Annotated in this window: 18 protein-coding genes; 7 read left to right on the forward strand and 11 right to left on the reverse strand. The window is 69.2% G+C overall.

Going from position 1 to position 17,767, the window contains the following annotated elements; all coding sequences use genetic code 11:
* Positions 1 to 9 precede the first annotated feature (9 nt).
* A complete protein-coding gene (locus tag LXT23_RS14620; RefSeq protein WP_253980773.1) occupies positions 10 to 1,674 on the reverse strand; it encodes a TIGR02996 domain-containing protein in 1,665 nt (554 codons plus the stop codon).
* A 95-nt stretch (positions 1,675 to 1,769) separates the two neighbouring features.
* On the opposite strand from LXT23_RS14620, the gene LXT23_RS14625 reads away from it, so the two are divergent.
* Positions 1,770 to 2,354, forward strand: coding sequence for a hypothetical protein (locus LXT23_RS14625; protein ID WP_253980774.1), 585 nt, complete (start codon positions 1,770 to 1,772; stop codon positions 2,352 to 2,354).
* A gap of 159 nt (positions 2,355 to 2,513) precedes the next feature.
* On the opposite strand, the gene LXT23_RS14630 is transcribed toward LXT23_RS14625, so the two are convergent.
* Positions 2,514 to 2,693 carry a hypothetical protein gene (locus tag LXT23_RS14630; protein ID WP_253980775.1) on the reverse strand — a complete coding sequence of 60 codons (180 nt, stop codon included), beginning with the start codon at positions 2,691 to 2,693 and terminating at the stop codon, positions 2,514 to 2,516.
* A gap of 211 nt (positions 2,694 to 2,904) precedes the next feature.
* Complete coding sequence (locus tag LXT23_RS14635) at positions 2,905 to 3,246, reverse strand: hypothetical protein (protein ID WP_253980776.1); 342 nt, start codon at positions 3,244 to 3,246, stop codon at positions 2,905 to 2,907.
* Between the two features lie 110 nt (positions 3,247 to 3,356).
* Here LXT23_RS14635 and LXT23_RS14640 point away from each other — a divergent pair, with 110 nt between their 5' ends.
* Positions 3,357 to 3,884 carry a MarR family winged helix-turn-helix transcriptional regulator gene (locus LXT23_RS14640; protein ID WP_253980777.1) on the forward strand — a complete coding sequence of 176 codons (528 nt, stop codon included), beginning with the start codon at positions 3,357 to 3,359 and terminating at the stop codon, positions 3,882 to 3,884.
* A gap of 89 nt (positions 3,885 to 3,973) precedes the next feature.
* Here LXT23_RS14640 and LXT23_RS14645 read toward each other — a convergent pair whose 3' ends face one another.
* From LXT23_RS14645 to LXT23_RS14665, 5 genes are all read right to left on the reverse strand, one after another.
* On the reverse strand, positions 3,974 to 4,945 hold the full coding sequence (locus LXT23_RS14645; protein WP_253980778.1) for an RNA polymerase sigma-70 factor: 972 nt from the start codon (positions 4,943 to 4,945) through the stop codon (positions 3,974 to 3,976).
* A gap of 8 nt (positions 4,946 to 4,953) precedes the next feature.
* Positions 4,954 to 5,550, reverse strand: a complete 597-nt coding sequence (locus LXT23_RS14650) for a carboxymuconolactone decarboxylase family protein (protein WP_253980779.1) — start codon at positions 5,548 to 5,550, stop codon at positions 4,954 to 4,956.
* Between the two features lie 160 nt (positions 5,551 to 5,710).
* A complete protein-coding gene (locus LXT23_RS14655) occupies positions 5,711 to 6,001 on the reverse strand; it encodes an alpha/beta hydrolase family protein (RefSeq protein ID WP_253980780.1) in 291 nt (96 codons plus the stop codon).
* A complete protein-coding gene (locus tag LXT23_RS14660) occupies positions 6,001 to 6,897 on the reverse strand; it encodes a (R)-mandelonitrile lyase (RefSeq protein WP_253980781.1) in 897 nt (298 codons plus the stop codon). The genes LXT23_RS14655 and LXT23_RS14660 overlap by 1 nt, the downstream gene beginning before the upstream one ends.
* Positions 6,898 to 6,941: 44 nt before the next feature.
* On the reverse strand, positions 6,942 to 8,099 hold the full coding sequence (locus LXT23_RS14665) for an aldo/keto reductase (RefSeq protein WP_253980782.1): 1,158 nt from the start codon (positions 8,097 to 8,099) through the stop codon (positions 6,942 to 6,944).
* Between the two features lie 282 nt (positions 8,100 to 8,381).
* Between LXT23_RS14665 and LXT23_RS14670 the strand changes: the two genes are divergently transcribed.
* The 4 genes from LXT23_RS14670 (at position 8,382) to LXT23_RS14685 (ending at position 13,630) form a co-directional block, all read left to right on the forward strand.
* Positions 8,382 to 9,287 carry a LysR family transcriptional regulator gene (locus LXT23_RS14670; RefSeq protein ID WP_253980783.1) on the forward strand — a complete coding sequence of 302 codons (906 nt, stop codon included), beginning with the start codon at positions 8,382 to 8,384 and terminating at the stop codon, positions 9,285 to 9,287.
* A 166-nt stretch (positions 9,288 to 9,453) separates the two neighbouring features.
* Entirely contained in the window at positions 9,454 to 10,524 is a 1,071-nt protein-coding gene (locus LXT23_RS14675; RefSeq protein ID WP_253980784.1) for a S41 family peptidase, read from the forward strand.
* Positions 10,525 to 10,696: 172 nt separating this feature from the next.
* Positions 10,697 to 11,131: a RidA family protein gene (locus LXT23_RS14680; protein WP_253980785.1), complete on the forward strand. Its 435-nt coding sequence runs from the start codon at positions 10,697 to 10,699 to the stop codon at positions 11,129 to 11,131.
* 45 nt (positions 11,132 to 11,176) lie between these two features.
* A complete protein-coding gene (locus tag LXT23_RS14685) occupies positions 11,177 to 13,630 on the forward strand; it encodes an ATP-binding cassette domain-containing protein (protein ID WP_253980786.1) in 2,454 nt (817 codons plus the stop codon).
* A gap of 115 nt (positions 13,631 to 13,745) precedes the next feature.
* On the opposite strand, the gene LXT23_RS14690 is transcribed toward LXT23_RS14685, so the two are convergent.
* Positions 13,746 to 14,327: a DUF2378 family protein gene (locus LXT23_RS14690; RefSeq protein ID WP_253980787.1), complete on the reverse strand. Its 582-nt coding sequence runs from the start codon at positions 14,325 to 14,327 to the stop codon at positions 13,746 to 13,748.
* 487 nt (positions 14,328 to 14,814) lie between these two features.
* Here LXT23_RS14690 and LXT23_RS14695 point away from each other — a divergent pair, with 487 nt between their 5' ends.
* Positions 14,815 to 15,720: an alpha/beta hydrolase gene (locus LXT23_RS14695; protein WP_253980788.1), complete on the forward strand. Its 906-nt coding sequence runs from the start codon at positions 14,815 to 14,817 to the stop codon at positions 15,718 to 15,720.
* A 4-nt stretch (positions 15,721 to 15,724) separates the two neighbouring features.
* Here LXT23_RS14695 and LXT23_RS14700 read toward each other — a convergent pair whose 3' ends face one another.
* Together LXT23_RS14700 and LXT23_RS14705 are read right to left on the reverse strand one after the other, a co-directional pair.
* Positions 15,725 to 16,018, reverse strand: coding sequence for an acyl carrier protein (locus tag LXT23_RS14700; RefSeq protein ID WP_253980789.1), 294 nt, complete (start codon positions 16,016 to 16,018; stop codon positions 15,725 to 15,727).
* Positions 16,015 to 17,766 (reverse strand): fatty acyl-AMP ligase, encoded by a 1,752-nt coding sequence (locus LXT23_RS14705; protein WP_253980790.1) that lies wholly within the window; start codon positions 17,764 to 17,766, stop codon positions 16,015 to 16,017. The genes LXT23_RS14700 and LXT23_RS14705 overlap by 4 nt, the downstream gene beginning before the upstream one ends.
* Position 17,767: the final 1 nt, after the last annotated feature.

Here is a 17,767-nt window from a genome sequence, read left to right on the forward strand (position 1 = left end):
GCGGTGCACCTAGAGGTCGAAGCGGCCCTTGAAGATGCTCAGGGCCTCGCCATCCAGCGGATTCTGCTTGAAGCCCAGCAGCATGAACCTGGGCAGGTAGGGCGACTCGACGAGAGCGCGGGCACCCTCCGGACCGATGCCGTTCCTTCCCAGCATCAGCCGCTCGAGGCCGGAGAGCAGGGGCGAGCCGGCGATGGCGCGTGCGCCCGCGTCGCCGATTCCGTTGGAATCCAGGTCCAACGACTTGAGGTGCGCGACAAGGGGAGAGCGGACCAGCGCGAGCGCACCCTCGGCGCCGATGCCACAGTTCTCCAGGTCCAGCGACTGGAGACGGCGGCAGGGAGCGTCCGCGAGCGCGCGGGCACCCTCGGGCCCGAGGCTGTTGCCCTTCAGGCCGAGGTGCTCGACGGAGGCCAGGACCCATGAGCGAGCAAGCGCGCTGACCCCCTCGGGCCCGATGCCATTGCTCCCCAGGGCCAGCACCCTGAGACGCGTGGCGGAGGCAGCTCCGGCCAGGGCCAGCGCGCCTGTGTCTCCGAGGCCATTGGCCGCCAGGGACAGCTCCTCGAGGCGCGCGAGGTGGGGACTGCTGGCGAGCGCTTCGACTCCCTCTCCGCCAATCAAGGTGACGACCAGTTTGAGCTTCTTCAAATTTGCCAGCCAGGCTGCGGTGGCGAGCGTCCGTGCGCCCTCGGGGCGCAGAGGGTTCCCGGACAGGTCAAGCGAGGTGAGCGCCGCGAGCTGTCCAGTCCGGGCCAGCGCCTCGACCCCATCGGCGCCGAGGTCATTGTCTGCGACGGCCAGCTTCTCCAGGCGGCTCAAATAGGGGGAGGCGGCGAGCACGCGGAGCCCTTCGTCACCCACTTCGTTGCGTGAGAGTCGCAATGTCGTGAGGCGTGGCAGCCCCGTGGCGCCGGAGAGCGCGCGCATGTCCTCGATGCCGAGGGGGGTGCCGAGCAGCTCCAGCCTCTTCAGGCGGGGACGGTGGGGAGAGTTGATGAGACCGCGGGCGCCCTCGCCACTGACCTCGGTGCCGTGCAACTCCAGGTGCTGGAGGCGCGAGAGGTGGGGAGTGCTCGCGAGCAGCAAGGCACCCTCGTCGCTGATGCGCATGGAGTCCAACCGCAGGCTCGTGATGCGGGAGAACAGCGTGCCGCTGACGAGCTCTTGCATCTCGGCGTCACCTACCCCCGTGAGCTCAAGCCTCCGGAGGGGCGTCCTGGCCAGGAGCCCCTCGCCGAAGAGGAGGGCGGACCTCCTCATCAGGGAGACCGTCTCGATGAACCCTCGCTCGAAGTGCCGAGCCTGCGACCAATGGAGCCCCAGCTCCTCGAGCCACTGATTCTCGTGCAGGCGCAGCAGCTCCCGGGCCCGAGCCCCCAGCTCGCCACGCCGCGGGGAGTCGGGCTCCGCCGCCAGGGCCACCTGCACCGCGATGAACTCGCCTCGGGGGTCTCCCTGCCGCTGCAGGTGGTCGGCATAGACGAGCCTCGGTGCATCGTCGTCGGGATTGGCGGCAATCGCGTCGAGGAGCTGCTGGGTGAGGTCATCGCACCCCTTTGAAGGCATGACCCTCTCGGGCTCGTCCCCGGCCCGCCAGAGCAGAGTCGCGGCTTGCCGGGCGAGCCTGTCATGTGCGCTCTCGTTGGGAGTCTTGCCGTCGGTGTCCGACATGGAGATCTCCGTCAGAGGCTCTCGGCGCCAGGGGTCTGGGCGTCCTGGGGTACCCGGGGCTTCGCCTCGACTCAGGATTCGGTCATGGTAGCGACATGGATTCAAGGCCCGCCCGTATCCCGAAATCTTCTGGCCGTGGGGGTGCTCGCGCGGTAGCCGCAGGCACGCTGTGGAAGACCCACACCTCCCGCTTCTCGCTGGCGCTGGTGGCCATCACCCTTCCGACAAGCGCCGTCATCTCGGGAGTCTTCGGAGCGTGGCTGTTCTGGCCAGCCTTCAGCGTCACGACCTTCGTGATCTCGATGGTCATCACAGGCTTCATCGTCGGCCTCATCACCCTGTTGTCGTTGATCGTCCAGGTCGATGCGCCCGGGTCCACCTTCCTCAAGCTCCCGTTTCAGCACATCGAGTGCTTCGAGCACGGGGCCACGCTGCGCGATGCGAGCGGCGAACTCCTGGGCGACCAGTCCTCCGGCACGCTCCGGGTGGTGCGCACCAACCTGAACCATGGACGGGGACTGGTCGGCGCGGTGGCGCTCGAACACGCGGGGGGTACGACCTGGGTCGTGCCCTATCAGTTGCTCGGTGCGTGGTCGGGAATGCGGGCCTTGGCACACACAGCGCAGGCGCACCGCATCGAGGATCCGCTGTTCGACGCGCTGTTGAAGCTCGCCGAGTAGAAACCCAGGTGTGTTGCTGTTGCTACAGGCGGACTGCTCGGTCTGGCCCGAGAAGCGGTGAGCGTCAACGTAGGTATCGCGTGAGAGAGCTCAGCCGCTGCGCTGCATCTCCTGCAATGCCGGGTTGAGGCAAGGAGACGACGAAACGCGGGCTCCGGGTCACGGGACCTGTGCGGTGGGGACGGGAAAGGGTGGAACCAGGAAGTCGGGAACCGGCAAGGACACCGTCACCGGCAGCTTCTGGCTGTCACCCGTCTCGAGGACGACGTCGCCCGCCTTGTGCGCGGCCTCCGCGGGTGCCGCCACCGCCGGGGGCCCGACGATGACGGCGAGAAGCAACGGCCAGCCCCACTTCCAACGCGATGCTGTCGACTCGATGTCCAGGGGGGGCTCCCCTGGAGACCTGTAACGCATCGGCGGGCAAACTACTCCCCGGCCCCGGAAGAATCGCACCCCGTCATTCAGCGATGGCCATCAACCAGTCGGCTCACACGACCATCAACAAAGGTGCGCGGCAACAGCTTCGAGCCTGCCGCTCACGGCTGCATCTCTACAGCAGTCCCCCGTGAAGGCGGCCGAAGTATCGGGCGAGCAGAAAGGACGCCACCGTAAATCCCGCGGCAACCGCCAGGAGATGAGGCCACCTGCGATGGTCGAAATGACCGACACGTCCAAGCAACGCATACGCCACCGTGAGGTTGATGAGTCCCCACAGCACGTTCGATGCCGACGACGAGAGTCCCACACCGGGAGGCGAAGCGAAGGGACTTTGAAATGGCCTCCCGGCAATGCCCGCCATGAAGTGCGGGATGAAGTTGGCGAGGAAAAGGCCACCAACGACATAGGCGACGACGTGGAGCGGACGGCTGGCAGGAGACTCAGAGCTTGTCATGGCGGGCTCCCGATGATGTTAGTAGACCCGTCCACGAATATTAGTGGACGGGTCTACCAACATCAATGCAGGCTTGTGGCGGGCTTGAGGCGCAGACTACGTTCGCGGCCATGGACTGGACACCCGAGCTTCGCGCAGCGCTGGAGAACCTCGGTGCCCTCAAGCGCTGCCTTCGTGCGGCAACCGCCAATGCCTATGGGGACCTCGGGCTCGGCGAGGCCCAGATGAAGCTCCTGCGGCACGTAGCGGCGAGTCCTGGCGTGTCCCAAGCGGAGCTGGCGCGCGCGACCGAGACCGACCCCGCGCTCACGGGCCGCGCTCTACGAGGGCTGCTCGACCGTGGGGTGCTTCGGCGCAAGCGCAGCAACCACGACCGGCGCGCATTCATCATCGAGCTGGGGCCTCGTGGGGCCACGCTGCTGGCACGAGTGAACGAGGCCAACGCAAAGCTCGTGCAGCAGGTGTCCGCCCCGCTCGACACACGCGACCTCGTCGACTTCGACCGCATCGCGAAGAAGCTCATCGCTGCCCTCGACAGCCCCTCTGCCGAAGCGTCCATGACATCTGGACCGCAGCGCGAATCCAAGCGCCTGTCTCGGGCCAGACCTGCCCGAAAGAGCAGGCAGGCGCGCTCCTGACCGACGAGCCAGCGCACTCACCCGCTCCCCCGATGTGCCGTTGCGCCAGCTCCAGATTTCCCTGCTCGGGCGCAGCCGAGCCATGCCCGCTACCGGCTCAGCGTCACCTGCTTGTCGAGCCGGGCCATCTTGTGCGGGTTGCGCATGGCATAGATGCGGGTGATGCGGCCGCTCTCGACGACGACGCTGACCGCGGTGTCGAAGTTGCCGGCGGCGTCGATCCGGAGCGCGGGCGCGCCGTTGATCCACACGGTCGCGATCCGAGCGTCAGGCGCAAGCGTCGGGAAGCGGGACAGGAACCCGGCCACGCGGTTGCCGCCGACAATCGGGTGCCGGGCCGCCGTCGCTACGCCGCCGCCGTCGGCGACCAGCACCACGTCGGGAGCGAGCACGTCGAGCAGGCCCTGCAGGTCGCCGGAGTTGACCGCGGCCAGGAACCGCTCCAGGACGGTCTGCTGCTCCGCCCGGTCGACCTGCATCCGGGGCCGGCGTGCGGCCACGTGCTCCCGCGCCCGGTGGGCAATCTGCCGGACGGCGGCTGGCGTCTTGTCGAGCGCCGGGGCGATCTCTTCGTACGGCATGTCGAAGACCTCCCGGAGCACGAACACCGCCCGCTCGGCCGGGGTGAGGGTCTCCAGCACGGTGAGCATCGCTATCGAGACGCTCTCCGCGAGCTCGACGTCCTCGGCGACGTCGGGGCTGGTGAGCAGCGGCTCCGGCAGCCACTCGCCGACGTACTCCTCCTTGCGGCGGGCGAGCGTGCGCAGCCGGTTGAGGGCCTGCCGCGTGACGATGCGGACCAGGTAGACGCGCGGGTCGCGCACCTCGGCCCGCCCTGCGTCACCGAGGTCCGCCCACCGCAGCCAGGCCTCCTGCACCACGTCCTCGGCGTCGGCCGCGGAGCCGAGCATCTCGTAGGCAACCGTGAAGAGCACGCTGCGGTGGGTGACGAAGGGGGCCTCCGCGCCTGGCGGTTCGTGCGAAGCGCCGGCCGCGTCAGGCGAGGAGGCCGGGTCAGCCCCGTCGCCGGAAGCCTCGCCTGACGGTGACGTCGGGCGCATCGAGGCCGTCATGACGCGGCCGCTCCCGCCGGCCGTGCGCTCGGCTGGGCCATCGGCTTCAGCCCGCACGAGGCGGAGAAGCCCTCCGACTCGATGCCCAGGGCGGTGTTGGAGCGGGTCGTCAGGTTGGCGAACCCGATGACAGTGGTCAGCTCGATGAGCGCCGCTGCACCGAGCTGCTTCCTCAGGCTCGCGACCAGCTCGTCGGTCACCGTGGGGGGAGTCTGGCTCATCGCCTCGGCATACCCCAGCACCTCACGCTCCAGCGAGGTGAACACGTTCGACTCCCGCCACCGCGGAATCTCCCGGGCCTTGTTCACGTCCAACCCACGGTTGTGGGCCATGAAGTAGTTGAAGTCCAGGCACCACGAGCAGCCCACCAGCGACGCCACCGCCATGTGCGCGTACGACTTCAGGCTCTCTTCGCACTGGTCCCATTTCTGTAGCTTCTGCCCGAAGCCCATGCTGGCTTTGAGCACCGGCAGGTGGTGCCACATCACCCCGAGCGACTCGGGCACCTGGCCGAACGTCCTGCTGGCGAACTTCTTCACCAGCGCGCCGTAGAGCCCGGTGATCTCCTTCGGGGGAATCCTGGTCGAGGTCATGTCTTCTCCTGGTGTCCGTATCGAGTTCCGTCGAAATCGACATGGAGACACCGGGCCCCCGCGGGATGTGACATCCGGGCCGGAATCCTCGTCACCCGTGGCTGACGCTGAGGTCCTCTGCTCCGCTGTAGGTCTCGAACTGCGCGTGTGAGCGGAGCTCTCAGTCCAGGTTCTTGTCGGCAAGAAACCGCGACAGCAGATCCGCGATCTGGACATTGTTGGTGTCCGAGAACGGGAAGTGGGTGTTCCCTCGGATTCCGAGCGCTGGCAGGTGGACGAGCGTGACGTCCCCGCCATGGCGATTGACCGCGTCGCGCCAGAGCCGCGCCATCGCGATTCGAACGCGCCAGTTGTCCTGCCCCGGATTCGGCGACGGCTCCTCCGGAACGTTGTCCCCGAAGTAGATGACGACAGGTATCCGGGTTACCTCCTCAGGGCTTCGTCGACGCATCACTTGCCCTCGAAGACTTCCTTCGCGACGCCGAGCGCCGTGACGGCGCTGGGCCAGCCCGCGTAGAAGGCCAGGTGGGTGATGGTCTCGATGAGCTCCTCCCGCGTCACCCCGTTGTCGCGCGCACGGGCGAAGTGGGACCGGAGCTGGTCAGGACGGTTCATCGCGATGAGGGCGCTGACGGTCACCAGGCTGCGGTCGCGCTTGGAGAGCGCTGGGCGCTCCCAGATGTCGCCGAAGAGCACGCCGTCCGTGAGCTCGACCATCTTCGGCGAGATGTCGCCGAACAGCCGCTGCGCCGTGGTGGGCTGGCCGTCTGCTCCGACGCCGAGGCGCGCGGGTGCAGCGGAGGTGGCCCCGCGACTCGTGGCGGGCGCGCCATACTGCTCGTCGCTGACCTTCTCCATCCAGTCGACGGACTTGCCGTCGAGGTGCTCCGAGACTGCGATGTGCGTCAGCCGACTCTCGGGCGAGGCGCCGTGCCAGTGCTTCTGCCCGGGCGGAATCCAGACGACGTCCCCCTTGTGAATCTCCTCGATGGGGTCGCCCCAGCGCTGCACGCGTCCCACGCCCTCGGTCACGAGCAGGGCCTGGCCCAGGGGATGCGAGTGCCAGGCAGACCGCGCGCCGGGCTCGAACGTGACAGCGGCGCCCGAGGCACGTGCCGGGGCCTTCGCCTGGAACAGTGGGTCGACGCGCACCGCCCCCGTGAAGTTCTCGGCAGGCCCCTGGCGTGAGGGCTGCGAGCCGCTGCGGGCGAGCTGCAGCGCTTGCGCGCCGTCGCCCGGGGTGGCCGCGGGCACCTCGGCACCCGAGCCAGCGCCCGCCGTGTTCGTGTGGGCGCAGGCCGCTACCAGGAGTGGGAGCACCGTTGCGGTCAGGGGCAGCAGCTTCATGTGGGGTCCTTTCGAAATCGCTCTTGCACCCTGCCATCCCTGACTCACTTCTTCGGGGGCGCCTCGACCCCCGAGAAGACCAGCACCTGTTCCGGGAGCCGGGCGCCGCGGATCTCGACCGCTGAGACGGCGCCGTTCAGTTCGGCGAGCTCAGCCGCCGTGAATCGCACGTCAGCCGCTCCGATGTTCTCGAGCATGTGCGCCATCTGCGTCGTTCCCGGGATGGGGACGAGCCAGGGCTTCTGCGCCATCAGCCAGGCCAGCGCGAGCTGGGCGGGCGTGGCACCCTTCCGTTCGGCCCAGCGCTTGACGCACTCGACGAGCGCCAGGTTGTGCCGCAGGTTCTCGGGAGAGAAGCGGGACTCGACGCCGCGAATGTCCCCCGGAGCGAAACGCGTATTCGCGTCGATGGCTCCCGTGAGGAACCCCACGCCGAGCGGGCTCCACGGTACGAAGCCGATGCCCAGCTCCTGGCAGAGCGGGATGATCACCGCTTCGGGGCCACGCCACAGCATCGAATACTCGTTCTGGACGGCGCTCACGGGCAGCGCGGCATGAGCGCGTCGCAGCGTGTTCGGCCCCATCTCGGACAGGCCCCAGTGCAGGACCTTGCCCTGGGCCATCAGCTCCTTGACTGCCCCGGCGACGTCCTCGATCGGGACCTCAGGGTCGACGCGATGCTGGTAGAGGAGGTCGATGCGGTCGGTGCGGAGGCGCTTGAGCATGCCCTCGACGACCCGCTTGATGTGGGCCGGGCGGCTGTTGAGTCCCGGGCGACGCTCGCCGGTCTCCTGGTCGATGTTCCATCCGAACTTGGAGGCGATGACGACCTTGTCCCGGAAGGGGGCGACGCCCTCGCCGAGAATGCGCTCGACCTCGTGAGGACCGTACGCCTCGGCTGTGTCGAAGAAGGTGACGCCCCGGTCGAAGGCGGTCCGGATGATGTTGAGCATCTCGACCCGGCTCGGGACCGTGGTCTGGTAGGTCCGGCTCATGTTCTGGACGCCGAGCCCGACGCTGGAGACCTCCAGTGCGCCCAGCCTTCTGCGTCCAAGTGCCTTGGGTGCAGGCGGCCTGCGCGATGCCTCCGGCTTCGCAGCGGCCTGTGCGGCCGCACCGCCCAGCAGCGGCGTCGCGGCCAGAGCTCCCGCCGACAGCACGAAGGAGCGGCGTCCCATCTTGTTCTTGCGTTCCGATGCCATGTGCAAGCCTCTCCTCAACGCGGGGATGGAGGGGCTCTTGGGGCTCAAGGCCTTCTCTTTCCTGCGCGTCCGCCGCGCGGCGCTCTGGCGGACCCCGCCTCGGGGCTCGGCGCCGATGCGAAGAGAAGTAGCCCTCCTGGGCGCACCGGACTAGGTGGCGGTAGGACAAAGGGCCTTGAAGCTGTGGTTTAAGATGCCTGCTGCCAAGACTGTGGAGCACCGGCACCTCAGGGCGCAATGCGCCAGCGTGGCGCTCCAGAGGTGCCCGAACGGACGCTCTCGATGAAGACCCACCTCCTGCCGCACCTGCAGACGTTTCTCGTGGCGGCGCGCCTGCGGAGCTTCAGCGCTGCCGCCCGCGAGCTCGGCGTCTCTCCGGCGGCGGTGAGCCAGTCGGTGCGCCAGCTCGAGGAGCAGCTGCGGGTGGTGCTCTTCACCCGCACCACCCGCAGCATGGCGCTCACGGCGGCAGGGCGCCGGCTGCTCGAGGGCGCGGGGCCGGGCCTCGGCCAGGCCCTCGCCTCCCTGCAAGAGGTGTCCGCCCAGCCGGGCGAGGCGGTGGGGCGGCTGAAGCTGACGGTGCCGGAGGTTGCGGTGCCCTACGTCGTCACGCCGGTGCTGCCGGCCTTCCGCGCGCGCCACCCGCGTGTGGAGGTGGAGGTCGCCGTCGAGAACCGCTTCGTGGACATCGTCGCGGAGGGCTACGACGCGGGCGTCCGCCTGCACGAGGCCATCGAGCGCGACATGGTGCAGGTGCGCCTGACAGATGCCTTCCGCTTCGTCGTGGTGGCGGCCCCTTCGTACCTGGAGCGACACGGCACTCCCCAGAAGCCCGAGGACCTGCTGCGCCACGAGTGCTTCACCCTGCGCGTCCCCTCGAGCGGGGCGCTCTACGCCTGGGAGCTGGAGCGCGGGAAGCGCAGCTGGCGGGTGCCGGTGCGTGGCAGCATCGTCACCAACCACCGCGAGCTGACGCGGGCCTTGGTCGAGCAGGGCCTGGGCCTGGCGTACGCCTTCGAGCCGGCCGTGAAGGGGCAGCTGCGCTCCGGGAGGCTCGTGCGTGTGCTCGAGGAGTACGCGCCCACCGTGCCCGGCTTCTTCCTCTACTTTCCCAGCAGGGCGCAGCGCTCTGGGCCGCTGCGGCTCTTCATCGAGGTGGCCAGGGAGCTGGCCGCCAGGACGTTGTGACTCCGCCTCCAGGCCCGCGAACCCGCTGACCGGTTCGCCATTCGACTCGTCACCCCCGACGACAGGCACTTCGGCCGCGAGGCCGGGGAATTCGCAGGCGGGTGTATGCCGCCTGCCTGCCTCGCGCGTCCTCGTTGACACACATGGTGTCCAGGAGGTCTTTCCCATGAGAGTCGGGGTGACGTGGCTGCTCGCGCTGTGGATGAGTGGTGCCGTGGGACTGGGATGCAAGACGGCGGAACAGGCCCCGGACTCCGGAGGCTTTGCCCAGCCTGTCGAGGCCCTCGCGGCGATGCTGGAGGCGGGCTACGTCCATCCCGAGACAGGCAGGAAGTACGCCGCCATGCTGAGAGACAACCTCGCGCGGGGCGTCTATCGCGAGTACGTGAACCAGGCCGAGCTGGCCACGCGCTTGACGGCGGACCTCCAGGCCGTCTCCGCCGACGGGCACTTGCGAGTCATTCCATCGGATGCGGGGCCATGGAGGCCAGGGCCGGGCGGTCCTCGGGGGCCGGGCGGTCCTCCGGGGCCGGGAGGTCCTCGGGGGCCGGGCGGTCCTCCGGGGCCGGGCGGTCCTCCGGGCCCCGAGCCCATCTCGGAGGCCCGGTGGCTCGCTGAAGGCATCGCCTACATCCGTATCAATGGCTTCCCCGGCGACGAGAGGACGGTCCAGGCGGTGGACCAGTTCATGAAGGAGCACGCGACGGCCAGGGCGCTCATCATCGATGCCCGGACCCATCGCGGCGGAGGGCCCAGGGAGATGAACGTCCTGCTGTCCTATCTCTTCGAAGAGGAGACGCTCCTGGCGTACATGGACACCCCACGGCGCAACCTCGAGCTCGGGTGCGGACCGCCCGACGACCCCATGCTGCGCGAGAGCGAGGGCCCGGAGGGAATCCACCGTCGGGAGCACCGGGTGCGTCCCCATGCGGCCGAGTCACGCCTCTTCGGCGCGCGGGTCTTCTACCTCGTCTCGAAGCGGACCGCGTCCGCGGCCGAGCATCTGGCGCTGGCGCTCAAGCGCACGGGGCGCGCCACCCTGGTGGGAGAGCCCACGGCGGGGGCCAATCACTTCTCCTGTCCGCAGCAACTCGGGGACGCGCTGGCCGTGGTCCTTCCCGTGGGGCGGACCGTGGACCCCGACACGGGAAAGGACTGGGAGGGCGTTGGCATCGCCCCGGACATCCAGGTTCCCGCCGACAAGGCGCTGGATGAAGTGCTCCAGCGTCTTCGGTAGAGCGGGAGCTGGGCTGCCTATCTCGCCCCGTGCAACACCTTGAAATGGTCGGACACGCACAACCGCGAGCACGGAGAGGCCTCGTCCAGATTCAATTGAAGAGTCGGTTGCTTGCTCGCATATTCGGGTCCGAACCCGGATACACAGCCTCCAGAATCCATACAGGTGAATCATGGGACAGACCGCTGGGCCCTCGAAGACGTCGCCGCTGGTCCTGACGAATCCCAGGGGGCTGTTCGACCCGGCGCCCTACGGCTTCTCGCACGTGGCGCAGGTGGCGCCCGGCACCCGGCTCATCTACCTGGCGGGGCAAGGTGGAGAGAGCGAGACCGGGGCGCTGCAGCCCGACTTCCGCCTCCAGGTCCGACAGGCATTCCAGAACATCCGCACCGCCCTGGAGTCAGTGGGAGCCGGCGTCGGCCATGTCGCGAAGCTCACCATGCTCGTGGTGGACCACACGGAGGAGAAGCTCAGGATCATCGGCCCCGAGCTGGACGCGGCCTGGAACGGCGGCATGAAGCCGACCTGTACGCTGATTCCCGTCCCTCGGCTGGCGCTGGACGGGATGCTCTTCGAAGTCGAAGCCGTCGCGGTCCTCCCTGCCTGACAGCAGCGTTGACTGCCACCCTCCTCGCCGTTCGTGCCCGACGCCATGACCAAGCACACGCCCTCCTCCAGCCAGCATCCCGCGGACAGCCACGACCTGATTCGCGTCCGGGGTGCCCGTGAGAACAACTTGAAGGACGTGAGCGTCGAGCTCCCCAAGCGGCGGCTGACGGTGTTCACCGGCGTCTCGGGCTCGGGCAAGTCGTCGCTGGTGTTCGGCACCATCGCGGCGGAGTCGCAGCGGATGATCAACGAGACCTACAGCACGTTCGTGCAGGGCTTCATGCCGAGAATGGCCCGGCCCGAGGTCGACGTCCTGGAAGGGCTGACGACCGCCATCATCATCGACCAGGAGCGGATGGGCGCCAACTCGCGCTCGACGGTCGGCACGGCGACCGACGCCAACGCGATGCTGCGGGTGCTGTTCAGCCGCCTCGGCAAGCCGTACATCGGCTCCTCCAACGCGTTCTCCTTCAACATCCCGTCGGCCCGCGCCGTCGGGGAGCTCTCGGTCGAGAAGGGCGCCGGGAAGACCGAGCAGCGGGTCGTCACCATCACCGGCGGCATGTGCCCACGGTGCGAGGGCATGGGCTCGGTGACCGACATCGACCTGTCCCAGCTGTACGACGACACGAAGTCACTCAACCAGGGCGCGCTCACCGTCCCTGGCTACACCGCCGACGGCTGGTATGTGCGCACCTTCACGGCCTCGGGCTTCCTCGACCCGAACAAGCCCATCCGCAAGTACACCAGGCAGGAGCGCCACGACTTCCTCTATCGCGAGCCGACCAAGGTGAAGATAGAGAACATGAACCTGACCTACGAGGGGCTGGTTCCGCGCATCCAGAAGTCGTTCCTGTCCAAGGACAAGGAGGCGCTGCAGCCGCACATCCGTGAGTTCGTGGAGCGGGCGGTGACATTCACCACCTGCCCTGATTGCGGCGGCAGCCGGCTCAACGAGGCCGCCCGGTCCTCCAAGATAAAAGGAATCAACATCGCCGACGCCTGTGCGATGCAGATCAACGACCTGGCCGAGTGGGTGCGCGGGCTGGACGCGCCGTCCGTCGCGCCGCTGCTGGAGACGCTTCGGCAGACGCTCGACTCGTTCGTGGAGATTGGACTGGGCTATCTCAGCCTCGACCGGCCGTCGGGGACGCTGTCGGGCGGCGAGGCCCAGCGCACCCAGATGATTCGCCACCTCGGGTCGTCGCTCACCGACGTGACCTACGTGTTCGACGAGCCGACAGTCGGACTGCACCCGCACGACATCCAGCGGATGAACGGCTTGCTGCTGCGGCTGCGCGACAAGGGCAACACCGTCCTGGTCGTCGAGCACAAGCCGGAGGTCATCGAGATTGCCGACCACGTCGTCGACCTCGGCCCCCGCGCTGGCACGGCGGGTGGCGAGGTGGTGTTCGAGGGCACCATCGACGCGCTGAGGGCCAGCGGCACGCTCACCGGGCGGCACCTGGACTACCGGGCCTCCTTGAAGCCGTCGGTGCGGACACCGTCGGGAGCCCTGAAGGTGCGCGGCGCCAGCGCCCACAACCTGCGGAAGGTCGATGTCGACATCCCGCTCGGCGTGCTGGTGGTGGTGACGGGCGTGGCCGGGTCGGGAAAGAGCTCGCTCATCCACGGCTCGGTGTCGGGCCGGGATGGAGTGGTGACGGTCGACCAGACCGCCATCCGTGGCTCGCGGCGGAGCAACCCGGCGACGTACACCGGCCTCCTGGAGCCGATCCGCAAGGCGTTCGCGAAGGCCAACGGCGTGAAGCCCGCCCTGTTCAGCGCCAACTCCGAGGGCGCCTGCCCCACCTGCAACGGCGCCGGGGTCATCTACACCGACCTGGCGATGATGGCCGGCGTCACCACGCTCTGCGAGGAATGCGAGGGCCGGCGGTTCCAGGCGGCGGTGCTGGACTACCGGCTCGGCGGGCTCAACATCGCCGAAGTGCTGGACCTGCCCGTCGATGACGCGGTCGCCTTCTTCGGTACCGGCGAGGCGCGGACGCCGGCCGCGCACGAAATCCTGAAGCGCATGGCCGACGTCGGGCTCGGCTACCTTCGGCTCGGCCAGCCGCTCACCACGCTGTCGGGTGGCGAGCGGCAACGGCTGAAGCTCGCGACGCACATGGCCGCTGACGGCGGCGTCTACGTGCTCGACGAGCCGACCACCGGACTGCACCTGGCCGACGTCGAGCAGCTGCTCGGGCTGCTGGACCGGCTGGTCGACTCCGGCAAGTCGGTCATCGTCATCGAGCACCACCAGGCGGTCATGGCGCACGCCGACTGGGTCATCGACCTCGGGCCGGGCGCCGGCCACGACGGCGGGCGAATCGTGTTCGAAGGCACCCCGGCGGACCTGGTCGCGGCGCGCTCGACGCTGACCGGCAAGCACCTCGCGGCGTACGTCGGCGGACCTGTCTCTGGCGCGAGCGCCGGGCGCGCACGGCTGGAGCGAAGCGGCAAGTCACGGGCTCGCGCGGTTCGTCGTCCGTAGTGACCCCAGGTGCCTGATGCAGCCTGAGGGCATCACGCCTGTGATGCACGGAGCTCCGCCTCCGGCTGCGCCCAGGAGGACCGCGCCACCCCGCCCGGAAAGGCGGGGCCGACGCTCAGTCCCAGGAGAAGGAGCACTCGCAGTCGGTCATGCTGATCTGCCGGCCGGTCACCTTGCCGCCCTTCACCTGCGCCTTCTCGACGACGGCCTCAACGACGCCGCAGTGATAGGGCACGGGCATGAACTCGCCCTTGAGCACGAAGCGGCCGCTGTTGGGCCCCGTCCACTCAATCGTGTGCTCGCCGTAGCTGCTGGACGCGCGGTACGCGGTCGGCAGGTTGTTGAGCACCCGCGTGGGGCTGTTGCCCGCCAGCGCCAGCATCGTCTTGCCGGCCAGCGACGAGAAGAAGTCCGCCGTGCCCTGACGCCCCAGCAGCCGCAGGCCTTCCTCGAAGCCACCATGGCGCGCGCCAAGGGCCTCCGCCGCGGCGAACACCAGGCGCAGCTGCGTCGTGACGGGATAGCTGAAGAAGTCGGTGATGCGCTTCTCACCCATGGCGGCCATGCAGCGCTGCACGGCGGCCTCGTCTCCCAGGGTGCTCACCACATGGAGGATGCCCTTGAGGTACATCCCGCGCGTCGTCTTGTCCGGCGTGGCCAACGCCAGCCGCTGTTCCAGCTCCAGGCTCCAGTTCACTCCGCTCAAAGTCTTCTCCTTAGACGGCAACATTCTCTACCTCAGGCGCGGCCCCCGGGCAATGCCCCCCCATCTCAATCGCAACTCAATGGCAACGACAATCCCGTTCGTGTCCGGGCGCCTCCTACCCGGCGCACACGAGCCCTCGGGCCACTGCGGGGTTCCCGCTACACGTCCTCGGCACGGTGGAGCTGGAGGCGTGACGCGGGACAGCACGACGCGACAGGTCCCTTCACCATGGCTGCCGCTGCGTCCGCTCCTTCGAGCGAGTGTACCGCCTTTCACAGCGGGCAGTGCGGAGCCGGAAAGGGCCCCGGAGCCGATGGCCATGCTCGGCAACCAGGCGTGCACCGTCGACCGGAACCACGGCCTGGTCATCATCGAGGCGGGACCTTCGAGGTAGGGCGGCGGGAGCACGGCCTGCGACCGGGCCGGTCCAGGCGTCTCCTTGTTTTCCCGACTTCGCCTCTGCTAGGAGTGACGGGCCATGGCACGAAAGTCGAAGAGTCAGGCGAGTGTCGGTCAGCTCCTGCAACTGGGTGTCATGCGGGTCGCCTTCCGCCTGGGCTTCGCGCTCGCGCCCGGAAGCACCGCGGAGCGCGCCGCGCGCCTCTTCCTCTCGCCGCAGCAGGGCCCGCCGAAGAACCTCGTGACGCCCCAGGGCGAGGCCACCCGCCTCGTCATCGACGGGCCGGACATGGCCACCACGGGCGGGCCCATCGTCGCCTGGAGCTGGGGCACGGGCCCTACCGTGCTGGTGGTGCATGGCTGGGAAGGCGAGCACCGCCGGATGACGCCCATCATCGACCGGCTGACCGGGGCCGGCTACCGCGTGGTGGCCATGGACCTGCCGGGCCACGGCGCCTCCGCGGGCAAGCTGGTGCCCATTCCGCTGCTGGCGCGCGCGGTGGGCGCGGTCGGCGCGAAGCTGGGGCCGGTGGAGGCCGTGGTGGGCCACTCGCTGGGTGGCACGGCCGCCATGCTGGCGCTGACCGAGCTGGGGCTGCAGGCGCGCAAGGCCGTCATCATCGCCTCGCCCAACCACCCGGCGCACTTCGCCCGTCAGGTCATCCAGATGCTGGGCCTCGGCGAGTCCCACTTCGCCCTCACGGCCCAGGCCATCGAGCGGCTCGCGGGCCGCCCCATGGACAGCCTCTTCCTGCCGCCCCTGCTGCGCAAGCTGGACCTGCCGGCGCTGTTCCTGCACGACCCGGCCGACGAGGTGGTGCCCATCTCGCACACCCACGACAACTCGGGGGCGTGGCCCGGCGCGAAGCTGAAGGTCCTGGAGGGCCCCGGCCACCGCCGCATCCTGAGCGACGAGGAGGCCCTGAAGGCCATCCTCGAGTTCGTGCGCGCCGAGGACCGGAGGGCGGAGACCGGCACGGCCTGAGCCGTCAGCCGCGCCCGGGCGCCTGCTTCTGCTCCATGCCGGGAGGCCGGGTCAGGTACGCCGAGAGCCGCTCGATGGTGGGGTACTCCCACAGCAGATTGGGCGACAGCCGCCGGCCCAGGCGCACCTCCAGCTCCCCCGAGATGCTCGCCAGGGCCACCGAGTCCAGCTGGTAGTCGGTGAAGTCGACGCGGCGGTCGACCTCCTCCGGGGCGGTGCCCAGCCAGTGGGCGATGCGCTCGCTGATGAAGGACTGCAGCGCCTCCTCGGAGAGCTGCCCGTTCGTCTCGCCACTCACGTGTGACTCCGCTTGCCAGGGGCCAGGGGGCTGACCAGCAGCGTCTCCAGCTCGCCCTGCTGGAAGGCCGCGCGGCAGCGCGCGCGCTGCAGCTTGCCGCTGGACGTCTTGGGAATGTGCCCCGGCTTGAGCAACACCAGGGTGTGCACCGGGACGTCTTGCTGCTGGAGGACGGCGCGCCGCAGGTCCTTCGCCACCTGCTCCAGGTCCGGCTGCTTGCGCACGTCCACCTCCTGGACCACCACCAGCCGCTCCTCTCCGTCCTCGTCCATGGCGAAGGCCGCGCACCCGCCCTGCCGCAGCGCCGGGTGGCTCTCCTCCGCCACACGCTCGATGTCCTGCGGGTGGATGTTGCGGCCGCGGAGGATGATGAGGTCCTTGCGCCGGCCGGTGACGAAGAGCTCGCCGTCCATCATCAGTCCCAGGTCCTCCGTGCGCAGGAAGGGCCCCTCCCCTCCGTCCGCCAGGTACCCCTGGAACACCCGGGCCGTCTCGTCCTCGCGGCCCCAGTACCCCGAGGACACGCTGCGGCCGCGCACCCAGACCTCCCCCACCCGGCCCGGCGCCACCTCGCGGCACGTGTCCGGGTCCACCACCCGCACGTCCGTGTCGGCGACGGCCGGGCCACAGCCCACCAGCTCCGGCGCGGTCGCGTCCGTCACCTCCACCGCCCGGCTCTCCACCTCCAGCGCCGTCTTGTCGACGCGCTTGACCAGGGGCCTGCCACTCACGTCGGCCTTGCCGGTGACGATGAGCGTCGCCTCCGCCAGGCCGTAGCACGGGTAGAAGGACGTCTCGCGGAAGCCGGCGGGCGAGAAGGTCTCCACGAAGCGCCGCAGCGTCTGCGCGCGCACCGGCTCCGCGCCGGTGAAGGCCAGCGTCCAGCTGCTCAGGTCCAGCTGCTCCACGTCCTCCGGCTTCGCCCGGCGCACGCACAGCTCGTAGGCGAAGTTCGGACCGCCGCTGGTGCGCCCCCGGTACTTCGTCACGGCCTTCAGCCAGCGCAGGGGCTGCTGCAGGAAGTCCAGCGGCGACATCAGCACCGTGTGGAAGCCCACGTACAGCGGCTGGAGGATTCCGCCGATGAGCCCCATGTCGTGGTACGGCGGCAGCCAGATGACGCCCACGCTCTGCGCGTCGTGCGCGAACGAGCGCCGGATGAGCTCCGAGTTGTGGACGAGGTTGGCGTGGCTCAGCATCACCCCCTTGGGCTCGCTGGTGGAGCCGGAGGTGTACTGGAAGAAGGCCAGGCTCTCCGGCGTCAGCGCCGGCGCCCTCCACGCGTCCTCCAGCCCCGCCTCCAGGGCATCCGTGGCCACCCAGCTGGACTCGCGCAGGTCCGGCGCCAGCTCGAAGAGGCTCTCCGCCATCTGGACGATGAAGGACGTGCAGAGGATGGCCTTGGATTGCGAGCTGGCCAGCACGGTGCGAAGGCGCGGCAGGGTGCGCGCCAGGCGGGACGGGTCCGGCGGGTACGCGGGCACCGCCACCACGTTGGCGTAGAAGCAGCCGAGCAGCGCCCGGATGAAGTCCAGTCCCGGCGGGTACAGCAGCAGCACGCGCTCGCCGGACAGGCCGCGCCGCTGCAGCTCCGCGGCGATGGCGCGCGCGCTCCGGTCCAGCTCGCGGTAGGTGGCGTGCTCCTCCTGCTCCTCGCCATCCACCAGGTAGGTGAGCACGCGCAGGTCCGGCACCTGCTCGGCCTTGGCGCGCAGCAGGTCAACGAACGTCGGGGGCAGGGGTCTCAAG

Source organism: Pyxidicoccus xibeiensis (assembly GCF_024198175.1).
Taxonomy (GTDB): Bacteria; Myxococcota; Myxococcia; order Myxococcales; family Myxococcaceae; genus Myxococcus; species Myxococcus xibeiensis.

Bases quoted from the DNA above. Each gene is read 5' to 3' on its own strand.
- LXT23_RS14695 (WP_253980788.1), top strand. From the start codon at position 14,815: ATGGCACGAAAGTCGAAGAGTCAGGCGAGTGTCGGTCAGCTCCTGCAA.
- LXT23_RS14650 (WP_253980779.1), bottom strand. From the start codon at position 5,550: ATGACCTCGACCAGGATTCCCCCGAAGGAGATCACCGGGCTCTACGGC.
- LXT23_RS14670 (WP_253980783.1), top strand. From the start codon at position 8,382: ATGAAGACCCACCTCCTGCCGCACCTGCAGACGTTTCTCGTGGCGGCG.
- LXT23_RS14665 (WP_253980782.1), bottom strand. From the start codon at position 8,099: ATGGCATCGGAACGCAAGAACAAGATGGGACGCCGCTCCTTCGTGCTG.
- LXT23_RS14640 (WP_253980777.1), top strand. From the start codon at position 3,357: ATGGACTGGACACCCGAGCTTCGCGCAGCGCTGGAGAACCTCGGTGCC.
- LXT23_RS14635 (WP_253980776.1), bottom strand. From the start codon at position 3,246: ATGACAAGCTCTGAGTCTCCTGCCAGCCGTCCGCTCCACGTCGTCGCC.
- LXT23_RS14675 (WP_253980784.1), top strand. From the start codon at position 9,454: ATGAGAGTCGGGGTGACGTGGCTGCTCGCGCTGTGGATGAGTGGTGCC.
- LXT23_RS14685 (WP_253980786.1), top strand. From the start codon at position 11,177: ATGACCAAGCACACGCCCTCCTCCAGCCAGCATCCCGCGGACAGCCAC.
- LXT23_RS14680 (WP_253980785.1), top strand. From the start codon at position 10,697: ATGGGACAGACCGCTGGGCCCTCGAAGACGTCGCCGCTGGTCCTGACG.
- LXT23_RS14625 (WP_253980774.1), top strand. From the start codon at position 1,770: ATGGATTCAAGGCCCGCCCGTATCCCGAAATCTTCTGGCCGTGGGGGT.
- LXT23_RS14645 (WP_253980778.1), bottom strand. From the start codon at position 4,945: ATGCGCCCGACGTCACCGTCAGGCGAGGCTTCCGGCGACGGGGCTGAC.
- LXT23_RS14660 (WP_253980781.1), bottom strand. From the start codon at position 6,897: ATGAAGCTGCTGCCCCTGACCGCAACGGTGCTCCCACTCCTGGTAGCG.
- LXT23_RS14620 (WP_253980773.1), bottom strand. From the start codon at position 1,674: ATGTCGGACACCGACGGCAAGACTCCCAACGAGAGCGCACATGACAGG.
- LXT23_RS14655 (WP_253980780.1), bottom strand. From the start codon at position 6,001: ATGCGTCGACGAAGCCCTGAGGAGGTAACCCGGATACCTGTCGTCATC.